Annotated in this window: 20 protein-coding genes, 3 pseudogenes and 1 riboswitch; of the genes and pseudogenes, 1 reads left to right on the top strand and 22 read right to left on the bottom strand. The window is 40.6% G+C overall.

Features of this window, described 5'->3' with window-relative positions; all coding sequences use genetic code 11:
- Positions 1-104: 104 nt before the first annotated feature.
- From PROCOU_RS02380 to PROCOU_RS02285, 20 genes and pseudogenes are all read right to left on the bottom strand, one after another.
- Positions 105-935, bottom strand: coding sequence for a MetQ/NlpA family ABC transporter substrate-binding protein (locus tag PROCOU_RS02380; RefSeq protein ID WP_036069432.1), 831 nt, complete (start codon positions 933-935; stop codon positions 105-107).
- 18 nt (positions 936-953) lie between these two features.
- Positions 954-1,628, bottom strand: a complete 675-nt coding sequence (locus PROCOU_RS02375) for a methionine ABC transporter permease (RefSeq protein ID WP_036069431.1) — start codon at positions 1,626-1,628, stop codon at positions 954-956.
- A complete protein-coding gene (locus PROCOU_RS02370; RefSeq protein ID WP_036069430.1) occupies positions 1,625-2,647 on the bottom strand; it encodes a methionine ABC transporter ATP-binding protein in 1,023 nt (340 codons plus the stop codon). Before PROCOU_RS02370 ends, PROCOU_RS02375 begins: the two co-directional genes overlap by 4 nt.
- Before the next feature lie 92 nt (positions 2,648-2,739).
- Positions 2,740-2,858, bottom strand: a riboswitch (SAM riboswitch).
- 88 nt (positions 2,859-2,946) lie between these two features.
- Positions 2,947-3,786 carry a D-alanyl-D-alanine carboxypeptidase family protein gene (locus PROCOU_RS02365; RefSeq protein ID WP_133620620.1) on the bottom strand — a complete coding sequence of 280 codons (840 nt, stop codon included), beginning with the start codon at positions 3,784-3,786 and terminating at the stop codon, positions 2,947-2,949.
- Positions 3,787-3,923: 137 nt separating this feature from the next.
- A complete protein-coding gene (locus PROCOU_RS02360) occupies positions 3,924-5,072 on the bottom strand; it encodes a sensor histidine kinase (protein WP_376700373.1) in 1,149 nt (382 codons plus the stop codon).
- Positions 5,056-5,754, bottom strand: a complete 699-nt coding sequence (locus tag PROCOU_RS02355; RefSeq protein ID WP_036069428.1) for a response regulator transcription factor — start codon at positions 5,752-5,754, stop codon at positions 5,056-5,058. Before PROCOU_RS02355 ends, PROCOU_RS02360 begins: the two co-directional genes overlap by 17 nt.
- 56 nt (positions 5,755-5,810) lie before the next feature.
- Positions 5,811-6,684, bottom strand: a pseudogene (locus tag PROCOU_RS02350) (cation diffusion facilitator family transporter).
- Positions 6,685-6,888: 204 nt separating this feature from the next.
- On the bottom strand, positions 6,889-7,194 hold the full coding sequence (locus PROCOU_RS02345; RefSeq protein WP_051994102.1) for a thioredoxin family protein: 306 nt from the start codon (positions 7,192-7,194) through the stop codon (positions 6,889-6,891).
- Positions 7,195-7,261: 67 nt separating this feature from the next.
- Positions 7,262-7,639 (bottom strand): glycine cleavage system protein GcvH, encoded by a 378-nt coding sequence (gcvH, locus tag PROCOU_RS02340; RefSeq protein WP_036069427.1) that lies wholly within the window; start codon positions 7,637-7,639, stop codon positions 7,262-7,264.
- Between the two features lie 28 nt (positions 7,640-7,667).
- Entirely contained in the window at positions 7,668-8,021 is a 354-nt protein-coding gene (locus PROCOU_RS02335) for an arsenate reductase family protein (RefSeq protein ID WP_036069426.1), read from the bottom strand.
- Between the two features lie 210 nt (positions 8,022-8,231).
- Positions 8,232-9,407, bottom strand: coding sequence for a rod shape-determining protein RodA (gene rodA, locus PROCOU_RS02330; RefSeq protein WP_036069424.1), 1,176 nt, complete (start codon positions 9,405-9,407; stop codon positions 8,232-8,234).
- Positions 9,408-9,484: 77 nt separating this feature from the next.
- A pseudogene (locus PROCOU_RS02325) lies at positions 9,485-10,643 on the bottom strand (FtsW/RodA/SpoVE family cell cycle protein).
- Between the two features lie 297 nt (positions 10,644-10,940).
- Positions 10,941-11,738 carry an ABC transporter ATP-binding protein gene (locus PROCOU_RS02320; RefSeq protein WP_036069422.1) on the bottom strand — a complete coding sequence of 266 codons (798 nt, stop codon included), beginning with the start codon at positions 11,736-11,738 and terminating at the stop codon, positions 10,941-10,943.
- Positions 11,735-12,731, bottom strand: a pseudogene (locus PROCOU_RS02315) (FecCD family ABC transporter permease). The gene PROCOU_RS02320 and the pseudogene PROCOU_RS02315 overlap by 4 nt, the downstream one beginning before the upstream one ends.
- Positions 12,731-13,711: an ABC transporter substrate-binding protein gene (locus tag PROCOU_RS02310; RefSeq protein ID WP_036069418.1), complete on the bottom strand. Its 981-nt coding sequence runs from the start codon at positions 13,709-13,711 to the stop codon at positions 12,731-12,733. Before PROCOU_RS02310 ends, PROCOU_RS02315 begins: the two are co-directional and overlap by 1 nt.
- Positions 13,712-13,777: 66 nt before the next feature.
- Positions 13,778-14,275 carry a GNAT family N-acetyltransferase gene (locus PROCOU_RS02305; RefSeq protein WP_208293624.1) on the bottom strand — a complete coding sequence of 166 codons (498 nt, stop codon included), beginning with the start codon at positions 14,273-14,275 and terminating at the stop codon, positions 13,778-13,780.
- Positions 14,276-14,339: 64 nt separating this feature from the next.
- A complete protein-coding gene (locus PROCOU_RS02300; protein ID WP_036069416.1) occupies positions 14,340-15,098 on the bottom strand; it encodes a MerR family transcriptional regulator in 759 nt (252 codons plus the stop codon).
- Between the two features lie 77 nt (positions 15,099-15,175).
- Positions 15,176-15,745: a YdcF family protein gene (locus PROCOU_RS02295; RefSeq protein ID WP_036069414.1), complete on the bottom strand. Its 570-nt coding sequence runs from the start codon at positions 15,743-15,745 to the stop codon at positions 15,176-15,178.
- A gap of 10 nt (positions 15,746-15,755) precedes the next feature.
- Positions 15,756-16,346 (bottom strand): VanZ family protein, encoded by a 591-nt coding sequence (locus PROCOU_RS02290; protein ID WP_036069413.1) that lies wholly within the window; start codon positions 16,344-16,346, stop codon positions 15,756-15,758.
- Between the two features lie 145 nt (positions 16,347-16,491).
- Entirely contained in the window at positions 16,492-17,295 is an 804-nt protein-coding gene (locus PROCOU_RS02285) for a YwqG family protein (protein WP_036069411.1), read from the bottom strand.
- Positions 17,296-17,420: 125 nt separating this feature from the next.
- Here PROCOU_RS02285 and PROCOU_RS02280 point away from each other — a divergent pair, with 125 nt between their 5' ends.
- A complete protein-coding gene (locus PROCOU_RS02280; protein WP_036069409.1) occupies positions 17,421-17,975 on the top strand; it encodes a GNAT family N-acetyltransferase in 555 nt (184 codons plus the stop codon).
- Positions 17,976-18,184: 209 nt separating this feature from the next.
- On the opposite strand, the gene PROCOU_RS02275 is transcribed toward PROCOU_RS02280, so the two are convergent.
- On the bottom strand, positions 18,185-18,523 hold the full coding sequence (locus PROCOU_RS02275) for a DUF1801 domain-containing protein (protein WP_036069408.1): 339 nt from the start codon (positions 18,521-18,523) through the stop codon (positions 18,185-18,187).
- A gap of 314 nt (positions 18,524-18,837) precedes the next feature.
- On the bottom strand, positions 18,838-19,701 hold the full coding sequence (locus tag PROCOU_RS02270; RefSeq protein WP_051994100.1) for a WxLIP family cell surface protein: 864 nt from the start codon (positions 19,699-19,701) through the stop codon (positions 18,838-18,840).
- Positions 19,702-19,747: the final 46 nt, after the last annotated feature.

Below are 19,747 nucleotides of genomic sequence, written 5' to 3'. Positions count from 1 at the left end.
ACCATCCATTTCATAAGTCCAACTTAGCATATTTCTAACTATTTCTCCATTCATCAAAAAATCGCCCCACCTATTTCATTAGGCAGAACGATTTTTTGGAGCTTTTAGTTAGAAACCGGCACGACTGCACCTTTCCACTCTTTTGTGATGAAATCTTGAATTTCTTTTGATTGTAGTACTTTTACTAATTCTTTAATATCTTTGTTATCTTTATTCTTCTCTTTTGCTGCAACAATATTCACGTAAGGAGAATCTGTTTGCTCAATTGCAATCGCATCTTCTTTCGGATTCATCCCTTGATCTACAACAAAATTAGAGTTAATCGCCACAATATCGCCTTCTTCGTTATTGTATGCTGTCATCAAATAACCCGCATCCACGTCATATTTGAACTTAATGTTTTTTGGATTCTCCACGATATCATCAAACGTCACATCTTGACGCTTCACACCGTCTTTCAATTTAATTACACCATTATCAGCCAAAATTCCTAAAACACGCGGCCAATCAGACTTACTATTGGACATAATTACTTGCGCATTTTTCGGTAAATCGTCTAGTGACTTAATTTTCTTAGAATACAGACCCATTGGCTCGATATGAATGCCACCCATGTTCACGAATTCATAACCTTTTTCCTTCATTTCAAGCTCCATGTATGGAATCGTTTGGAAATAGTTCGCATCCAAGTCGCCTTCATCTAACGCCACATTTGGCATTACGTAGTCCGTGTACTTTTTAATATCAAGATTAATACCTTTCTTTGCCAAGATAGGTTTCGCTTTTTCTAAAATAACAGCATGCGGTGAGTTAGAAGCACCGATAACGAGCGTTGTTCCTTTATCGCCACTCGCGTCATCTTTCGAACCTCCGCCACAAGCCGCTAAAACTAATACCAATGTCAGTGTAAATAATCCTAATAAAACTTTTTTCATCTATTAACTCCCCTTTTCTTATCGTTTGTCGACCCATTTGGTCAAGATGTCTCCAATGAATTGGAAAACAAATACTATAATTAAAATAATAATAGTTGCAACTAATGTGACTGCCGGCTGCGCTCGTTGGAAACCTTCTAAATAAGCCGCGTTCCCAAGCCCTCCTGCACCGATAACGCCGGCCATAGCCGTAAAGCCAACCAGTGAAATCGCCGTCACCGTAATACCTGAAATAATCGCCGGCAAAGCTTCTGGAATCAAAACCTTACCAATGATCGTGAATAAATTGGCTCCCATTGCTTTTGCTGCCTCGATAACGCCCTTATCTACCTCGCGAAACGCAATTTCAACCATGCGCGCATAAAATGGAGCCGCCGAAATAATCAAGGCTGGTAGCGCCGCCTTTGGTCCAATAATCGTACCGACAAGTGTTTTTGTCATCGGAAGTAATAACACAATTAAAATAATAAATGGAATCGAGCGGAACACATTGACCAAAATGGCCGTTATCCAATACGCCGTCCTTGATCCAGCGTCCTTTTTTCGGTTCGTCAAGAATAAAACAAGCCCCAAAGCAAGCCCTAAAATAAAAACTGCTACCAGAGAAACTAGCGTCATATAGAGCGTTTCTTCTGTGGCCGTTTTCATCATGTCCCAATCAACCTTTGCGAAATATCCTGTAGAATCGTTCATCCTTCAATCACTTCCGTTTCTATCTCAAGCTTGCGTAACCGAGTGATTGTGGCGTCTACTTGCGACGCTTCACCTTGAATTTGAATATATAAAGTCCCGTACGCGCCATTTTGCGTTTGCGTCAGGTTCCCATGTAAAATATTGAGTAACACTTTATTATCTTGCGCCACTTGCGAAATAATTGGTTGTGTCGCTGTCCCGCCAACAAAAAGTAACTTCACAAGCTTACCTTCTGAATAGTTTTCTAGCAACAGATGAATCAATTCTTCCGTTTCATCTGACTCCGTTACTTGACGTACAAAACGCTTCGTCACGGACTCTTTCGGATGTTGGAAAACTTCAATTACATCGCCAAGTTCAACCACGCGCCCGGCTTCCATGACCGCTACACGATTGCAAATTTTGCGGATAACGTGCATTTCATGTGTAATCACGATAATCGTTAAATTCAGACGACGATTAATATCTAGCAATAGTTCCAGTACTTCGTCAGTCGTTTGAGGGTCAAGTGCTGATGTTGCCTCATCACAAAGCAAGACTTTCGGGTTATTTGCAAGCGCACGTGCAATCCCAACACGCTGCTTCTGTCCACCACTTAATTCTGACGGATACGCATTTTCTTTTCCTTCCAAGCCGACAAGCCGAATCAGCTCATTCACTCGAGAACGGCGTTGCTCGCCACGAACTCCCGCAATCTCCAAAGGAAAAGCGATATTATCGTATACCGTGCGTGACCAGAGTAAATTAAAATGTTGGAAAATCATTCCAATTTGCTGACGTGCCTTACGCAATTTACTCCCTCTAATTTTGGAAATAAATAAATCATCCACTTCCACTGTGCCTTCTGTTGGCAACTCTAAACCATTAAACATTCGAATTAGTGTACTTTTGCCTGCACCCGAATATCCAACAACTCCGAAAATTTCACCCTTCTCAATATCTAGACTTACATCGTTTACAGCTCTGACATTATTTTTCCGAACCTTATAATCCTTCGCAACATTTTTAAGCCTTATCAAAGTAAACTCCACCCTCAATCTTTTTCTAAAAACAAAAAACCTCTCTTGCTACTTTGAGCGAAGAAAGGTGTAATTACATAATTTACGCTTTTCTCTCATCTCTCAGAACATAACGCTCTGTATGAATTAGCACCTTGCAATGAATGCATTGAACATCCACTTAGGTTGCTGGGTTTCTTTGGGCATATCCCTCCACCACTCTTGATAAGATTATTTTTTAAGGCGTCCACATTTTGCCCGCCTTGTGTTTATTAATATTACATGTTTTTAGTCGGATTTGTCAAGATTCAATTGAGAATTTATTTTGAAAAACCAAAATCTATTAATGTTTGGGCATCACTCATTCGTTCTTTTTCATTTTTACTACCCAATGAAATCGAAATAATTCGTTTGCCATTCTGAACTGCCGTTGCAATAAGGCAATAACCGGCTTGATCTGTATATCCTGTCTTTAAGCCATCCATACCTTGCACAAGACCATCTGCCAGTACTTTATTGGTCGTCTGGATAGAATCTCCTTTTTGCATCACATATTCCGAACGCGATGTCGTTTCCAGCACCTCTGGATAATCTTTTAGTAATCGCTTCGTCAAAATCATTAAATCAGCCGCCGTGGATACGGATATATCTCCTGCCTCATCTAGCCCACTTGCACTACTAAAATGAGTTTTATCTGACATCCCGAACTCGTGCGCCTTTGCATTCATTTTGTCTACAAAGTTCTTCTCATCTACCTGACTTGCGAGCGCTTCTGCAGCATCATTTGCCGACATAATCAACATCGCTGCAAATAAATCCTGTGCCGTGTAGTATTTCACTCCCGTTTTAGCGTAAAGGCTCACCGCCTGGGGATCATCCAAATAACGTAAGGAGAGCATCTCATCCCAAGCGAGCTTTTTTGTGTGTACCGCCTCTAAAACCAAATAAGTCGTCATTAATTTTGTCAAACTAGCAATTGGGACAGCTTTATTCTCGTTTTGTGACAAAAGCGTTTTATCCTCTTTCGCATCGAGAACAAGCGCACTCGTTGCCTCAAATAATGGCTTAGCACGTGTATCCTTCATAAAAAATATAAAAACTAAAATAGCAACTATCGTCAAGCAAGCCAACATTAGAACAAGCGTCTGTTTTTTCATCATTTCCCCTCCTCCTAATACATCTTATCTGAAAATAATAAAATGGAAGGCAAGAAATTAGAAAGAAAAACTAAAGATTCAGCGCCTAAAATAACAGTTTTGTAAGAAAACAAATTATTTTATACGCTGAATCTCAAAAACTAACGCTCACTAATCGGCAATTTCACTGTAAAAGTTGTTTTTCCTTTTCTACTCGTTGCAAAAACATGTCCACCATGGCGCTCAACAATCGACTTTGCAATTGCCAGTCCAAGTCCAGTTCCTACCGTTGTACGATTCTTATCCACCTTATAAAAGCGCTCGAACAATTGCGGCAAGTCACTGGCCGGTATCTCTGTCCCATAATTCGAAACTTCGATAATTGCCATTCCAGCTTCTTTTTTCGCACTAATATCGATTTTCTTCCCAGAAGCACCATATCGAAGCGCATTGGAAAACAAATTCTCGAATAGACGCATAATTTGCATTCCGTCACCCTTGACCTTCAAATTATCCACAGCATACATCTCAACGATGCGCACTTCTTTCTCCACAGCAGAGCGCTCATACTCAGAAACCAATTGGCGCAGTAATTCCACCATATCCAACATATCTTCCTTAATATGAAATTCTGTGCTTTCAAGTCGTGTATAATCAAACAAGTCATCAATCAATTTATGCAACCTTTGCGCCTTGCCATATACGAGTTCCGTATAATGACGTAACTCCACCTCATCCCGATACCTATCCTCGTGAATATAACTTAAATAACCCAAGATCGATGTTAGCGGCGTACGTAAATCATGCGACACATTTGTGATTAAGTCATTTTTAGCTTGTTGCGCCTCTTGCTCTTGCTCAATCAACTTTGCCTGATGTTCTCTCATTTTCTCGACGCTTTCCTCCAACTGTATAATCTCTGGAATCAAACTCTCCTGCTCCATTGGCTGATCTTGAAGAATGGCTATATTAATTTGTCGCAACTGTTTTCTGAGTAAATTCTGCTTAAAAAGCCAATAGAAAAAATTGAAAAAGATGAACGCAACAGCCAGAATGCCAAGATATTTAACCGTGATGAGCCATGGTGAATTAAGCAATCTATCATACCGACCATAACCAAATAAATCAATAAACCGCGTTGTAGTTCCAGTCAACACTATTGAATCACTCGTCACAGAAACCAGCCATAAGCCAATCGTCCGCAATGTAATAACACTAGCCCACCAAGATAAAAATGCTAAAACAACAATTTGCAGTAAGGACATTTGCTGCCAAATTCGCCATATGAACTGCTTAAACTTCAATTTTATAACCTACTCCCCAGATGGTTTTAATCACATTCTCCCCATCCATTGCGTCTCTCAATTTATCGCGCAGATTACTGATATGAACCATCACCGTCTTGCTCGCACCAAGCGCTTTCTCTTGCCAAATTCGCTCAAAAATCAACTCTGAACTAAAAACACGACCAGGCTCATTCGCAAGCAAAAATAAAATATCAAATTCCGAGGTCGTCAAATGTAAGTCCTTCTCATGTACCATCACCGTATGCAATTCCCGATCAATCACAATTGGCCCTAAAACCAGCTGATTAAGCGGTGTACTTCCCAAATGTCCTTGCCTCATCAACTGCACCCGTCGCAAAATCGCCTTCACGCGAACCGACAGCTCTAACGGGTTAAACGGCTTTACCATATAATCATCCGCCCCAGTCAAGAGACCCATAATTTTATCATTATCCTCCGCCTTCGCGCTCAACATCAAAATTGGTGTCGTAATCCCCTCTTGACGCATCAGACGGCAAACTTCTAGACCGTCCATTTTCGGCATCATAATATCTAAAACAACCAAATCCAGCTGCTCTTTCTGTACTACATCCCATACTTGGGCGCCGTCATACGCATCAAAAATCGTATAACCTTCATTTTGAAGATATAATTTCACTAAATCCACAATTTCTTTATCATCATCCGCAATTAAAATTGATGTCATTCTATTGCCACCTCACTTTTTATCTCGCTTACAAGTATTGTAACATAAGGCACCCATCATTTCGTCAAAATTTTTTCCTCTTCCGGCTCCAAATGAATCAACACTTGCGCCTTCGCATAAAAATCGTAAATTTCCTTTTCAATTACATCACACAGCGAATGCGCCTGCTCAATCGTTTGGTTATTCGCGACTACTAAATGAAAATCAATGTATTCCTGCGCACCAGCACGACGCGAACGGAAATCATGAAACTCAATAAAATCAGCCTGATGCGTCATAATAATCCGCTTAATTTCTGCTTCCTCGCTCGGTGACAAACGCTTATCCATTAACGGTGGAAACGACTCCTTCAACAATTTCCAAGCCTCATACATGATATAAAACGCCGTCAAAATCGCAATCAATGGATCAAGCCATAACCATCCCGTCAAATGAACGAGCAGCAAACTAAATGCAATCCCCAGCGATGTGAACACATCCGTATATAAATGTAGCGCATTCGACTTCATCGCTACCGAATTCTCTCGATCCGCTGCCCTTTTAATGATCCGCGAAATGACAATATTCACAGCAGCTCCAAACAACATCACCGCAATACCAAGCGCTGGAAACCTAATCTCATGCGGATTAAAAAAACTTATTCAGCGACTCATAAATAATCCAAATACCAGCTACAAAAATAAGTAATGTCTCAATCGTCCCCGCAATATTCTCCGCCTTACCATGCCCGTAAGGATGATCATCATCCGCCGGCCTGCTCGAAATCCGAATCGAGAAGAATGTAATTACCGACGCAAACAAATCCATTGATGAATGCACAGCCTCTGAAATAACTGCCACTGATCCCGTCAAAAAACCCACAATAAATTTCAAAACAACGATAACAAAGTTACTTATTACCGATAGAATAGTCAAATTAGAATTGCTCATTTCTTACCCCCGTCAACATAAATAACTACCTAAAACATAGTACCATAACCCTTTCATGTGGGTCTATAGCAATCTTGTTTAGGTAGTGCATTTCTATATCAGATACGAAATTTTGTTGGTCTAACTAAAAATATAATCCTTTTATATCCAATTAGACCCAAAAATCGAAATAAAAACAGAGAATCATCTCATCCCTGCGTTCACTCATCCTTTCAAAAAATCATAAACCTCCATCATATTCCCGGTCCGATAGCTCGTTGCAGCCAACTCACCTTGCTTAAAAATAAGCAAAACAGGCACATTCGTAATCGCCCAACGCTCGGCCAATTCCGGAACATAATTCAAATCCATTTTTCCGATTTTAAGTTCAGGCATAGCATCATCTGCCATATCCACCAACTTCATCGCTTGCTGACAGCCCAGACACATTGGCGTATAAAAATAAACTGCAAAATCCTCATTATCCTCAATCCGTGCCATCAACTGCTGCTTATTCCACAAATCTACCAAATCAAGCCCCTCCAAAAGAAGAAAACCCCGTCGCATCCATGCAAGCAGGGTCTTCTATGTATCCTTATTAATCTAATGTTTTTTCGTAATCTTCCGCTGAAAGCAATGCTGCAACTTGAGCCTCGTCCGCATCTTCCACTTTCAATAACCAACCCGCATCATATGGTGCGGAGTTAAGTAATTCTGGGGCATCTTCCAATTCCTCATTCACAGCAACTACTTTACCAGTAATTGGAGCATAAAAATCGGATACCGTCTTAACAGATTCAATACTTCCAATGGAATCACCTTGTGTAATCGTATCGCCAACTTCTGGCAACTCCACGAAAACAATGTCACCCAATTGATCTTGCGCAAAATCTGTAATCCCGATAACAAAATTTCCCGAGTCATCTTTCACCCATTCGTGTTCTTCTGAATAACGTAAATCCTTTGGTAAACTCATCTTAATAAATCCCCCTTCAAGTCAGTATTTACTTCCAGTTTTCTACAAATTCGCTTTCCTTGAAACCAAGAGTCACTTTTTTGCCATCTGTAACGATTGGCCTCTTAATTAGTTTACCATCTGTAGCGAGTAATGTAAACGCTTCATCCTCTGTCATTTGGTCCACTTTATCTTTTAAGCCCATTTCGCGATACAAAATGCCACTTGTATTGAAGAAACGGCGAATTCCTAAATCACTAGCTGCAAACCATTTTTGCAATTCCTCTTTTTTCGGCGGTGTTTCAATCATGTCTACTTGATTATAAGCCACTTTGTTCTCATCTAGCCACTGTTTTGCTTTCTTGCACGTCGAACATTTCGGATACCAGTAAAAAGTTATCATATTGGTTATTCCCCTCCCAAAATTGTAATGCTAACTCTATCATAATGGATTTTGGTGACAATAACAAATAGTTCCCTGAAAAATGCATAAAAAATGACCTTATCCATCATTTTAGATAAGGCCAGTGTGCCGACTAACGCTCCATTTCGTTGTTTAGTGGAAAATCATGCGAAATAGTTTTTCTACAGTCTGAGAGTAAATAACTTATACTTATTCAGCGAGCTTCTCTTCTTTCACTGTAAACATCGATTTCTGGTAATTGTACCTGATTCCAAGCACAAGTCCTATCGCCATCATATTTCCGAGGAGCGCACTGCCTCCGTAACTGATAAATGGCAATGGAATACCTGTAATTGGTAGTAAGCCGATATTCATACCAACATTCTCAAAAACATGGAACATAATCATCATGACAACACCCGTGCAAATATACGAATAAAACGGAATCCCGATATCAAGTGCCACACGAATAATTTGGTAAATCAACAAGAAATAAATCGCAAGCAAAATACTCGCACCGACAAATCCAAAATCACCACCAATAACCGTGAAGATAAAGTCATTGTGATTTTCGGGGATTGCGATGGCATTGTACCCAGCACCATTTCCGCCAATTTGCCCAGAACCAATTGCCGTCATTGCGCGCAACACTTGATAACCACCGCCTTGAGGATCCGATTCAGGATTAATCCACGTATGAATCCGCTCAAATTGGTAGGATTTAAAACCTAATTTTACAAGCCAGCTTTCATGATAGAGTACTAAGTATAGTAATGTTCCCCCAATAGCAACAATTGAGCCATAAATGGGTACAATGAGTTTCCAAGTAATTCCTGATACTAAAATCATACCTGACATAATCGCGATGAAAACAAGTCCAGTCCCTAAGTCGGGCTGTAACATGATTAAACCAATTGGAATAACTGTAATGATTCCCATTTTAACTAGTAGCAGGAAATCAAATTTAACAGTATGCATTTTGTGCTTCCGATTGTGATCCCAAATCACTTTTGCGAGAACAATGATAAGGATAACTTTCACGACCTCAGATGGTTGGAGGCTTCCTAGAAACGGAATAATAATCCAACTTTTCGCACCGTTTACTTCTTTCCCGAAAAATAATACGAAAACCAACATTAATAAACCTAGGCCGTAAAAATAGTAAGCCCATTTGGTCAATCGTTCATAATCTAATTGCATAATAACGAAAATTGCAAAGCCACTGACAACAAACCAAACAGCTTGCTTCATAACAAAATTGGCATTGTATTGCTCATTTGTTAACTGTGCACTGTAAATCGAAACCATACTAATCACACTTAATAACATCAGGGACAACACGAGACCGTAATCAATTCTCGCAGACATTTTGTTTTGCGAATTCATTCTTAGCGCTCCTTACTGGATGGAATAAGTTACTTTTCCAAACCGCTGTTACTCTTTTCCATACAGTTTTTAAAAATTTATAGATCCATTGCTTTTGGGGCATTGTAACGTGCAGATAACACAAGGCCTATCGCCATTAAGCTACCGAGCATCGCGCTGCCACCATAGCTAATAAATAACAGTGGAATACCCGTAATCGGCAACATACCGATCGTCATACCAACATTTTGTAATACATGGAAGAAAATCATCGCCACAACGCCCGTACAAATATAGGAATAAAAAGGAATCCCAATATCCAAGGCTACACGAATAATTTGGTAAACTAATAAGAAGTATAACACAATTAGGACACATGCACCAACAAAGCCGAAGTCCCCACCGATAATTGTGAAGATAAAATCGTTATGATTCTCTGGGATTTCGATAGCCTCATATCCGATGCCACTTCCATGTATTTCTCCAGAACCAATTGCACGAATCGACTTCAACAGTTGCATTCCTGCGCCTAATGGATCTTGTTCTGGTTCTAGCCAAGAGGTGATACGGTTGAATTGATATTTCTCAAAACCAAGTGCCGTTAGTGTGGCCGGACTTTTTATCACGAGTATAATTAGCGTTGTGCCAATTGCTGCGATACCTCCGAAGACTGGTAACAATAAGCGCCACGTAATTCCGGATATGAACATCATCCCCACCATGATAGAAATGAGGACAAGCGAAGTGCCTAAATCCGATTGTAGCATAATAAGTGCAATCGGAACCAAGGTCATGAGACTGATTTTTACAAAAAGATGGAAGTCCGTTTTGATTGTTCGCGTTTGTGTTTTTTTCGTGTGGTCCCAGATGAGTTTGGCAAGCGCGACAATAAGGAAACTTTTCATTAACTCAGAAGGCTGGATGTTAATCGCTTCTGTTCCAACCCAACTTTGTGCACCTTTTCGTTCAATGCCGATAACTGGTGCAAAAACGAGTAGCAATAAAAAAAAGACCGAAACTGTATAAATAATACGCGGTTTGTTGCAGTCTGTCATAATCGAAATATTTTACGATAATTATAATAATAATGGTCCCCACGACAAGCCAAACAAGTTGCCTAATGAGGAAATCGATTGCGTATTGATTATTCGTCAAACTTGCGATATAGATAGCCGCAATCCCGATAAGGCACAGGCACATTACGATTAAAATGATGGAATAATCTAACTTGGTGCTACTTTCTCGACTCTGTTTCATGTGCTTATCCTCCATTTATTTTATACTATGCCAACCCATCTATTATATAAAATTTCAAGCAAGATAGGAAGCTTTCTCATTGAATTCTAATGCATCAAAAATGGTCCTAGAGAACAAAACAGGCTACTCAGCGTGTCGACAAACACTCATTTTCGTCGTTAAAAACTCCGTTCCAGTGCTCACGTACCCAAGTAGGCTCCACGCTGGTACTCGCTTTTGCCTAGAAACTAAGCACTTGTCGACACGCTGTACTGTCTCGTTTCCTAGAACCAGGCTTTCTAAATCTTTAAATTATCTTTACCTTTTGGTTTGAAATGCCGTTGATGCAATTGGGAGTACTCGCAAACCGCGCTCGGTTGGGTGAATCTCTGCTTCAATTTTGAAAATATCGCGTAATAAAGGTTTGGTGAAAATTTCTTCTGGTGAGCCTGCTTTCTTGATGGTTCCTTCTTCACAAACAATGACGTGATCGCTATATCCTGCGGCTTGATTTAAATCGTGTAATACAAGAATAATCGACATGCCAAAATCTTGATTGAATTGTTTTAAAAGATCAAGTAATTCGAGTTGATGCGAAATATCAAGATAGGTTGTTGGTTCGTCAAGTAGCAGGATTGGTGTTTTTTGTGCCAAAGCCATTGCGAGCCAAGCACGTTGTTTTTCTCCGCCTGAGAGCGTGTGTAGTGGACGATACGCTAGCTCTTCTAAGTTACAAACATTCATCGCCCAATCAACAGCTAATTCGTCGTCTTTTTCCATCGTGCCAAGCCATGACTTGTACGGTATCCGGCCATAACTAACAAGGTCACGAACAACGACATCGATTAAGCCGTCTGGTGATTGTGATAGCATCGTCATTTCGCGCGCTAATTTCTTTGCGCTAATGGCGTTTATATCTGTGCCATGAAGCATTATCCTACCTTCGTTTGGTGCGAGTAAACGCATGATGAGACGCAGAATGGTTGATTTTCCAGAGCCATTTGGACCGATAATAGTGGTTATCTTACCTTCTGGAATCTCAAGTTCAAGGTTTTTCATCTCAAAGGAACGCCTGCGCGTGAAAGTGACGTTTTGTAATGTTGTGATGGCTGTCATGATGCAACCCTCCCTCTTTGTAGTAGGAATAGGAAGAATGGTGCGCCGATCATAGCTAGCAGAATACCAACTGGTAACTCAATTGAACCAAACCAACTGCGTGCAGCCGTGTCTGCAAATCCAACAAGCAAGGCACCACCGATTGCCGACATTGGAAGTAGGTATCGGTAGTCATTTCCGATAATAAGTCGGAAAATGTGCGGGACAACGAGGCCGACAAAGCCAATAAGTCCAGCAACGCTCACCGCAACACCACTTAAAAAGGCTGCCAACATGATGATGAAAAAGCGATGTTTCTCAACAGAATATCCGAGGAGTTTTGCTGCATCGTCACCGAGCAGTAAAACGTTTGATGAACGAATCGCGAAAATGCTAAGCACGAATCCAACGAGCATGTATGGCAAAATAAGGTTGAGATGATACCAACTTTTCCCAGAAAGCGTTCCTGTCATCCAGGAAATGATGCTTTGAACGCGGTTACTGTAAAGAACCATAATTCCTGATGTCATCGCGCCAATGAAAGCATTGATAGCAACACCAGATAAAATAACACGTAATGGTGCGACTCCTTTATCCCATGCAACAGCATAAATAAGTAATGCGGTACCAAATGCCCCTAGAAACGCGCCTAGTGGGACGAATTGGCTCAAAGTTGGTAATACAATCGTCAAGACAATCGCCACAAGTCCGCCGCCGGCTGAGACGCCAATCACGCCTGGATCAGCAAGTGGATTTCGCATCACGCCCTGTAATAAACAGCCAGCAATCGCGAGTGCAGATCCGACAAGAAATGCTAAGAACATCCGTGGTAAGCGTAGATTCCAAATAAGCTGAGTAGAAAGGTCATCGCCGTGTCCCATCAACGTTTGCCAAACTTCGGAGTAGCTCACCTTCACTGAGCCTGTCGTCAAGCCATAAAAGAACACAACAACGAGTAGCAAAATCGTGATAATAAATGTAATGATTCTTCTTTTTTTTACGTGGATCATGCATTATTTGCTAACCTGATTCAGTTCGTTTGCCATGTAGTCAAGCGCTTTTGTAATACGGATGCCAGGGTTTGTACCAAAAAGATCTGCAGGAAGCACAACGATATTGTTGTTTTTTACAGCCGTCGTGGAATTCCACGCATCGTTTTGCTTCATTTCTTTTTGGAACGCGATTTCAGTTTCCTTCTCATCGCCACCGTGAATCATTAAGAAAACAACCTCTGGATCTGACTCGACGATTTTTTCGATATTAAGCGATGCATATTGTGGGAAATTCTCGACCCCTTTAAAATCCTTTGCTACATTGATGCCACCTGCTTTTTCGAGGATATCCCCGCTTAGCGAATTCGGCAATGCTGCGTAATTACTACCCGGCGCGCCAAGTATGAGCAACGCGCGAACTGCCTTTCCTGTTTGTTCTTGCTTTATTTCAGCGACTTTTTGGTCAATCTCCTTTTGTAAATCGGTCGCATCTTTGCCTAATAATTGGGCCAAAATTACTTCTTGTTTCTTAATCTCGGCAATGGAATTAGCACCTGTCAAAATGACTTTCGCACCAATGCCTTCTAGTGCTGGCACATCTTTCAAATTCTGCTCGGAACTTGCGACAATAACGTCAGGCGTCAAGGATGCGATTTTTTCCAAGTTTAAGTCATGTGTATTACCGACTTCGGTAGCTTTTAATGCAGCACTTGGCTCCACACCGCTAGCATCCATCGTTTGGCGACCAACAACCGAGCCACCAAGTGCATAAACAATCCCCATGTCAGAATTAGTCAGCGTGATAATTCGTTCTGGTTTTTTTGAAAAATTGATCGTTCTTCCTGCCATATCAGTAATCGTTAAAACAGCAGCCTCCCCAGATATCTTTTGTTTGCTAGTTTTTTCACTAGTGTCTCCAGAAGAATTAACATCTTTAGGACCGCATGCCGCCATTAAAACGAGAAGTAATGAAATGAGACTCATACATAATATTTTTTTCATGCTTTCCTCCTTCTTCACACTTTCTTCTATTGTACTAAAAATCGGGAGTAATGTCTCGCTCTTCTTTTAGTAGTACAAATAATGCGGCATCTGCATCCCTTTGTAATATTTCACGTACTGCTTATGCCTCGTCATACCGATACGTTCTGCGACTTTCTGAGAAGCCAAATTCGTGTCTCGGATCGTGCATGTCACGAGCTCTGCACCGAGCATTTCCTTCGCATATTTCTTACAGCCAAGCGCCGCCTCTGTTGCAAAACCTTGATGCCAAAATTTCCGTTTCAACAAGTAGCCAATTTCAAGCATTTCCTCTTCCTCCACCCATTGCATCGTCAAACCTACTTGCCCGACAAATTCACCGCTATCCTTATTGATGACTGCCCAAAGTCCAAATCCCCAACGATCATAATTATCCAGTTGCTTTGTAAGCCAGCGTTGCACTTCTTCTTCCGTAAAAGCACCCTCGTAAGCTATCATCGTTATATCGTCTTGCAATATCTCACACAAATCCGCAAAATCCAGTTGATCTAATTCGCGAAAAATAAGTCGATCTGTTTCAATCATCAAAATCCCTCCAAAATGAAAAAGAGCCTCCGCATCAATGTGCTTGGAAGCTCCTCTCATTATATTACTTACTCGTGAAAATGACAATTGCATCGCGTAAAAATGCCGCAGAACCAGGTTGCTTTTTATCATAATAAGCCGTGAAACGCTCATCATCCACGTACATCTGTGCAAGCCCCGCATGCGCTTCTTTGCTATACGTATCCCAGTATGCCGATAACCATTCTTTATGCATCGCTGCAACTGCTTGCGCTTCTTCACCTGCCGCGTCACCCGTCTCATATGCCACCTGCAAATTAGCCAAAATATCCTCTGCAAGCTGATTAATTCGCTCCATCTCGGCCTCGCTCATCCCTTTAAGCTTGGCATTTGATTTATTAATCTGCTCCTCGCCATACTTTTCACGAATCTCCTCGCCATATTTCTCTTCATTGTCATCTATCATTTTTTGCTTAAAACCTTCAAATTTTTCTTGATCTGTCATTGTAATTCTCCTTTCCGAATGCGCAATCGATTTCTCAACATTGCAAATCAGTTCGTCTAATTGTTTTCGTTTATCAAGCAGGCTGGCGCGATGTTTTCTAAGTGCTTCTGCCTCGTCAAAATCAGGCTGTTCTAGAATTGCCTTGATTTGCTCTAAACTCACATTCATTTCACGATAAAACAGGATTTGTTGCAACTTATCCACCTCGGTCTGACCGTAAATTCGGTATCCCGATGAATTAATTCGCGCCGGCTTCAAAATTCCAATCTCATCATAATAACGCAGCGTCCGCGTACTAACTCCCGCAAGCAGCCCTAACTTCTGAACTGTGTATTCCATCCGTCTCTCGCCTCCTTGATAACTCTACTTTACACCTTGACGTAACGTGAATGTCAATGACTTTTTTCAAAAAATTTTTACCAATCGAAAAGCCAAGCGTACGTAATCGATAAAATCTCGCGTGGCACACCTTTTACAAGCGCACCGAATTGCGTTTTCGCAGGAAGTCCCGTTGCGTCAATATTTTGCCGGTTGGCAAGCATTAACGCGCGATATAAATGGTAATCACTCGTCACAATCACCGTTTTGCCCAACTCAAACTCCGCCTTGCTATTCGCCAAATTCTCATCAGTGCGCATCGACTTATCCTCGATCTCGATTCGCGATGCCTCAATGCCATGCTCCACTAAATAATCCTTCATTACACTAGCCTCTGACACTGTTTCATCCTCACCTTGCCCGCCAGAAACAATCACTTTTGCCGACTCATGTCCCTCAATAAACAGAATCGACGCATCCAATCTTTCCTGCAAAACAGGCATTGGTCGCGCCGGATCATCGATGACTTTTGATCCCAAAATCACAATTGTATCTGGGTTTGAAGCTGGTATTGCCCGCGCTCCACTGTACATGAAACCTAGTACAACACCAACATAAACAATGCCCACTCCCAACAAAGCCAAAATCACTTTTTTCCACATCTGCATACCTACTCACTCATTCCTGTTCGATCATCTGTTTATGCGAACTTGCAAAAATTCGTATTATCACGTATCCAAACATAATCCCAGACACATTTAAAAAGAGATCTCCTGTATCAAAATACCCTACATGTAACGCATATTGCAATCCTTCCACGATAAAAATCAAGATACCCGCTGAAAACAGTGCCATCAGGGGTGATAATTTCTTCATCAAGAAACCAATTGGTACAAAAGCAAGCACATTTCCAATAGTAATCACTCGCAAATTCCCAGCAAGAAAAGTATCCACAAAACCAAATGTATCCATCGAAAATCCTTGCGCACCAGATGCTTTCCCAAAAAGAAGTCCCATCATAATTGCAAAATAAATCATATATGTCAACACGAGCAACGTCTTATTAATTCTCCAATTAACCAGCTGTACCGCGCTAAAATAAAGCATCAGCGCCGTCACTCCAACTGTTATATAACCCATGTGATCCACTGTCTGCATCACATCTCTTAAATAAAATTGCAACCATCCTTGAAACCAAAGATAATACATCACGACTGCCGCACAAAGGGATAGCACCGGTAGAACTGTCCATATTGTTAACTTTTTCATCCTATCTCCTCCTCATATTTCTATAGTTCCTAGCATACCACCCAACAATCAAGGCTTACTAAAATTTTTTTTAAAGAAATGTTAAGGTTTTGAAATAGAATAAAAAAAAGCTCGGCAACCTATTACGGCGCTCAAGCTCAAAAAATCAATAACAATCCCAGTTATACAAGACATTCGAAAAATCTTTTCGCTTTAAATCCTCCAGATTAATAAAAAAGTTGCCAACTCCCATATCGCCCCACATAATGTTATCATCTGAATCCAACTGAAACAGCAACGTATCGTGATACGCTTTTTCCTCGCCTAATCGCGGATCTTCTTGCGTAAAAAATGGATAGCCACCCAACTGACTACTGCTGCTATCTAATTCATATAAGCTGTCAATTTTACGTTCATCCTCGCCAGTCCAATCATCTAACAACTCATAAAAACTACCACCATAAGCTTTCTCAAAATCATAACTGTCTTTCAAAATTACTTGTTCTGCGAGCACCCCACGTAAGCAAAATTCCCCATCCACAACCGGAACACCAGCTTCATCTACAGACTCAAAAAGCGCATCCTGCTCTTCAACAGAGTAGCTAGGTTCATCTACCGTTTCAAAATACAGAACACGGAAACCGTTTTGCTTCGTCTGGTCGTCAAAGTCAAGCCCAGTTAAATCATCCAAGTAATCATGATAGAACGCCAATAAACCTGTCTTTGGAAAGCATTCCAAATTCGGCATTTCAGAAAAATTAATCTGTGCTAGCAGAGTTAAAGGGGTACCATCTTCATTTTTTGGATACTCCATTTTCTTAGGTAAATAACCGCGCCCACCAGCCTTACTGACGACCAACCCAAGACTATTTGCTGGTTCACAAGACAATAGTACACGTTCCCTTTTCGTTGCTAAGATACTGGTGGCAATTTCAGGTGTTACCAATTCTCCAAGTTTTTCGCTTAACATGTTAGACACCTCTTTTTATAGGATAACTACATCTTAACATATAGCTAAAAACTTTCAATACGGGGTTCAAACCTTCATGTATATGTGCTAAAATAGGCAAAAATACCAAAAAGGAGTGAACGAAAATGGAAAGCTTTACTTACCTATTAGTGGAACATCAACTCATTAAAACCGAACGACTCATTCTACGGCCGATTACACTTGCCGATGCGAAAGATATGTTTGAATATGCCTCAGATGATGACAATACACGCTTTGTTTTTGATACACACCCAACGATTGAAATCACGCGCCAAAAAATAGCTGAATTTTTCGTTGCGACTCCTACTGGAAAATATGGTATCGAAATCGCTACAACTGGTAAATTTATCGGTACAATCGATATTCGAATCGACCCAATGAACCGGAGCGGCTGTCTCGGTTACGCTTTAAATAAAGACTACTGGGGACATGGTTATATGACCGAGGCAGGATTTGCTATTCTTGATTTAGCCTTTCAAACGCTACAACTAGAGCGCGTTTTTGCGATGCATGACGTGCGCAATCCTGCCTCTGGAAAAGTGATGCAACGCCTAGGTATGACTTATGAAGGGACAATTAGAAAAAGTCGCTACGTGAAGGAGGAATTCGTAGATGATGCTTATTACAGTATTTTGAAAGAAGAATATAAAGCTAAATAGACATCTGTTGGGTATGAGAATGATGGTGCAACATACTATAAGCTTAGCTGTTGAGGACACCTCATGGCTAGGCTCATCATGCATACAGTTAGGACATAAAAAAAAGCTTATCCATGGTGTCAACTTTGACAATCCTGAATGCGCTCTTTTAAATCTGTTGAAATTTATCGTGCACTATTGCTTGTCCGTTTTTCTTGCTGATCTCATTCTTAGAGCGTACTTGATGCTTCTTTTAAGAATCCTCTCAATAAGTCATAATCGACTGTATCGCCTTCTTTTATCTTCAACCATTTTCTTTCTTCTGGTCCGCCGAAATTCTTTGGAAACTCCAAATCAGACGTATTCATAATCATAAAGGCAAGCGCATCCTTAGAGGGGGAAATAACCGCTGCATAATGCCCATTTTTTAAAAAATGGGGTTTCTTGTATTGTATTCGTTCCTCGACTTCCGGAATAACTTCATGAACCAACTGACGTAACGTGCCAGCTACCTCTACTTGCCACGATTGACTAAGATTCTCAATAAAAGTGCTTACTTCTGGATTCATTCTTAAACCTCTTTTCTCTTGTATAGTGTAAACCACATAAACAGATTGGGTAATAATTATCTAACCATTTATACGATATTCTCAGTTTACACTACTGTTTAGCTAAAATCTATACGACTACATACCGATATAAATATTTTTCAAGAACGCACACTTTCTCCCGTTGATATTCTATACCTCACCTTCTTTTTCCGATGTTAAACGCGACGAATCCGACAATCAATACTAAAAGTGCTGTTCCCGTAATATATATCCATATCGGGATGCCTGTTTGTTTCAAATTAACGGCTTTTTCATTGAATGCCTTTGCTTCTTTAGAGGTAATGGTGAAGTTTTTTTTGTAGTTCCCAGTTTTTTGTTTGCCCCGTTGCTTCAATCACTACTTTATATTTTCCTGGCTTGAATTTTTGATTGTCCCATTTAATAGCATAGTCAAAATTGGAATTTGGCGCTATTCGTAAATTCTTGGTAGATTGCCGCTTTATTGGGCTCGTTTCGCCCTGTTTGTAGATACTTGCGATGATAGATAGATTGCTCAATATAGCTGCTTTCGGATTTTTTAGATTGGTGAAAACAGTGTTTTGTCCAAGTATTTGACCTTTTTTGACGGCTGGTAGGGTTAAGTCTGGCGCTATTTCGCCTTGATTTTCTCGCAATACAACGCCGATTGTATAAGAATAGCGATTGTCAATTTGGAGGCTATCCTTGTTTTTCGTTGACGTCGCTTTTTCTTGCTCCATGAAATGAAGCCCACCGAGAATAATCCCATTATAGGGCTCTTGTGGCATTTGGATAGTGAATGAAGCGTTTTTCGTGCTGTTTTTGGGGATAGTGATGAGATTTTCGGTTTGGACGATGTTGCCAAAACTCGTTTTTAATGTGTCATCTAGCTTCGGGTTTGTGTCGGTGTATTCAATGATACCATTACTATTCGTAATCGCGGTGTTGGCGTTCACTTCTACTTGAATATCTTCGTTTTTATCATTTTTTATCGCGACTTGGATTGTTTGTTTTTGGTTAGGTTTCATCAGTAAGTCAAAATAGGTATGTAACTTATTGATTTGGTTTTCTGGGAGTAACGCCTGGACGGAAAATCCGAGTTCAGAGGCTTGTGCTCGAATTGGTGTGATTAGAATGATGGTTAGTAGGAACAATATAATGAGGCTTTTTATTTTCAATTAGGACACCTTCTTTCTGTTTGTTCATATTCATGTTGGGGCCGCT

The sequence above is a fragment of the Listeria rocourtiae FSL F6-920 genome, from assembly GCF_000525975.1.
Lineage (GTDB): Bacteria > Bacillota > Bacilli > Lactobacillales > Listeriaceae > Listeria_A > Listeria_A rocourtiae.
The sequence above is the reverse complement of the archived record's forward strand: the minus strand, read 5'-3'. Positions and strand labels throughout refer to the sequence as shown.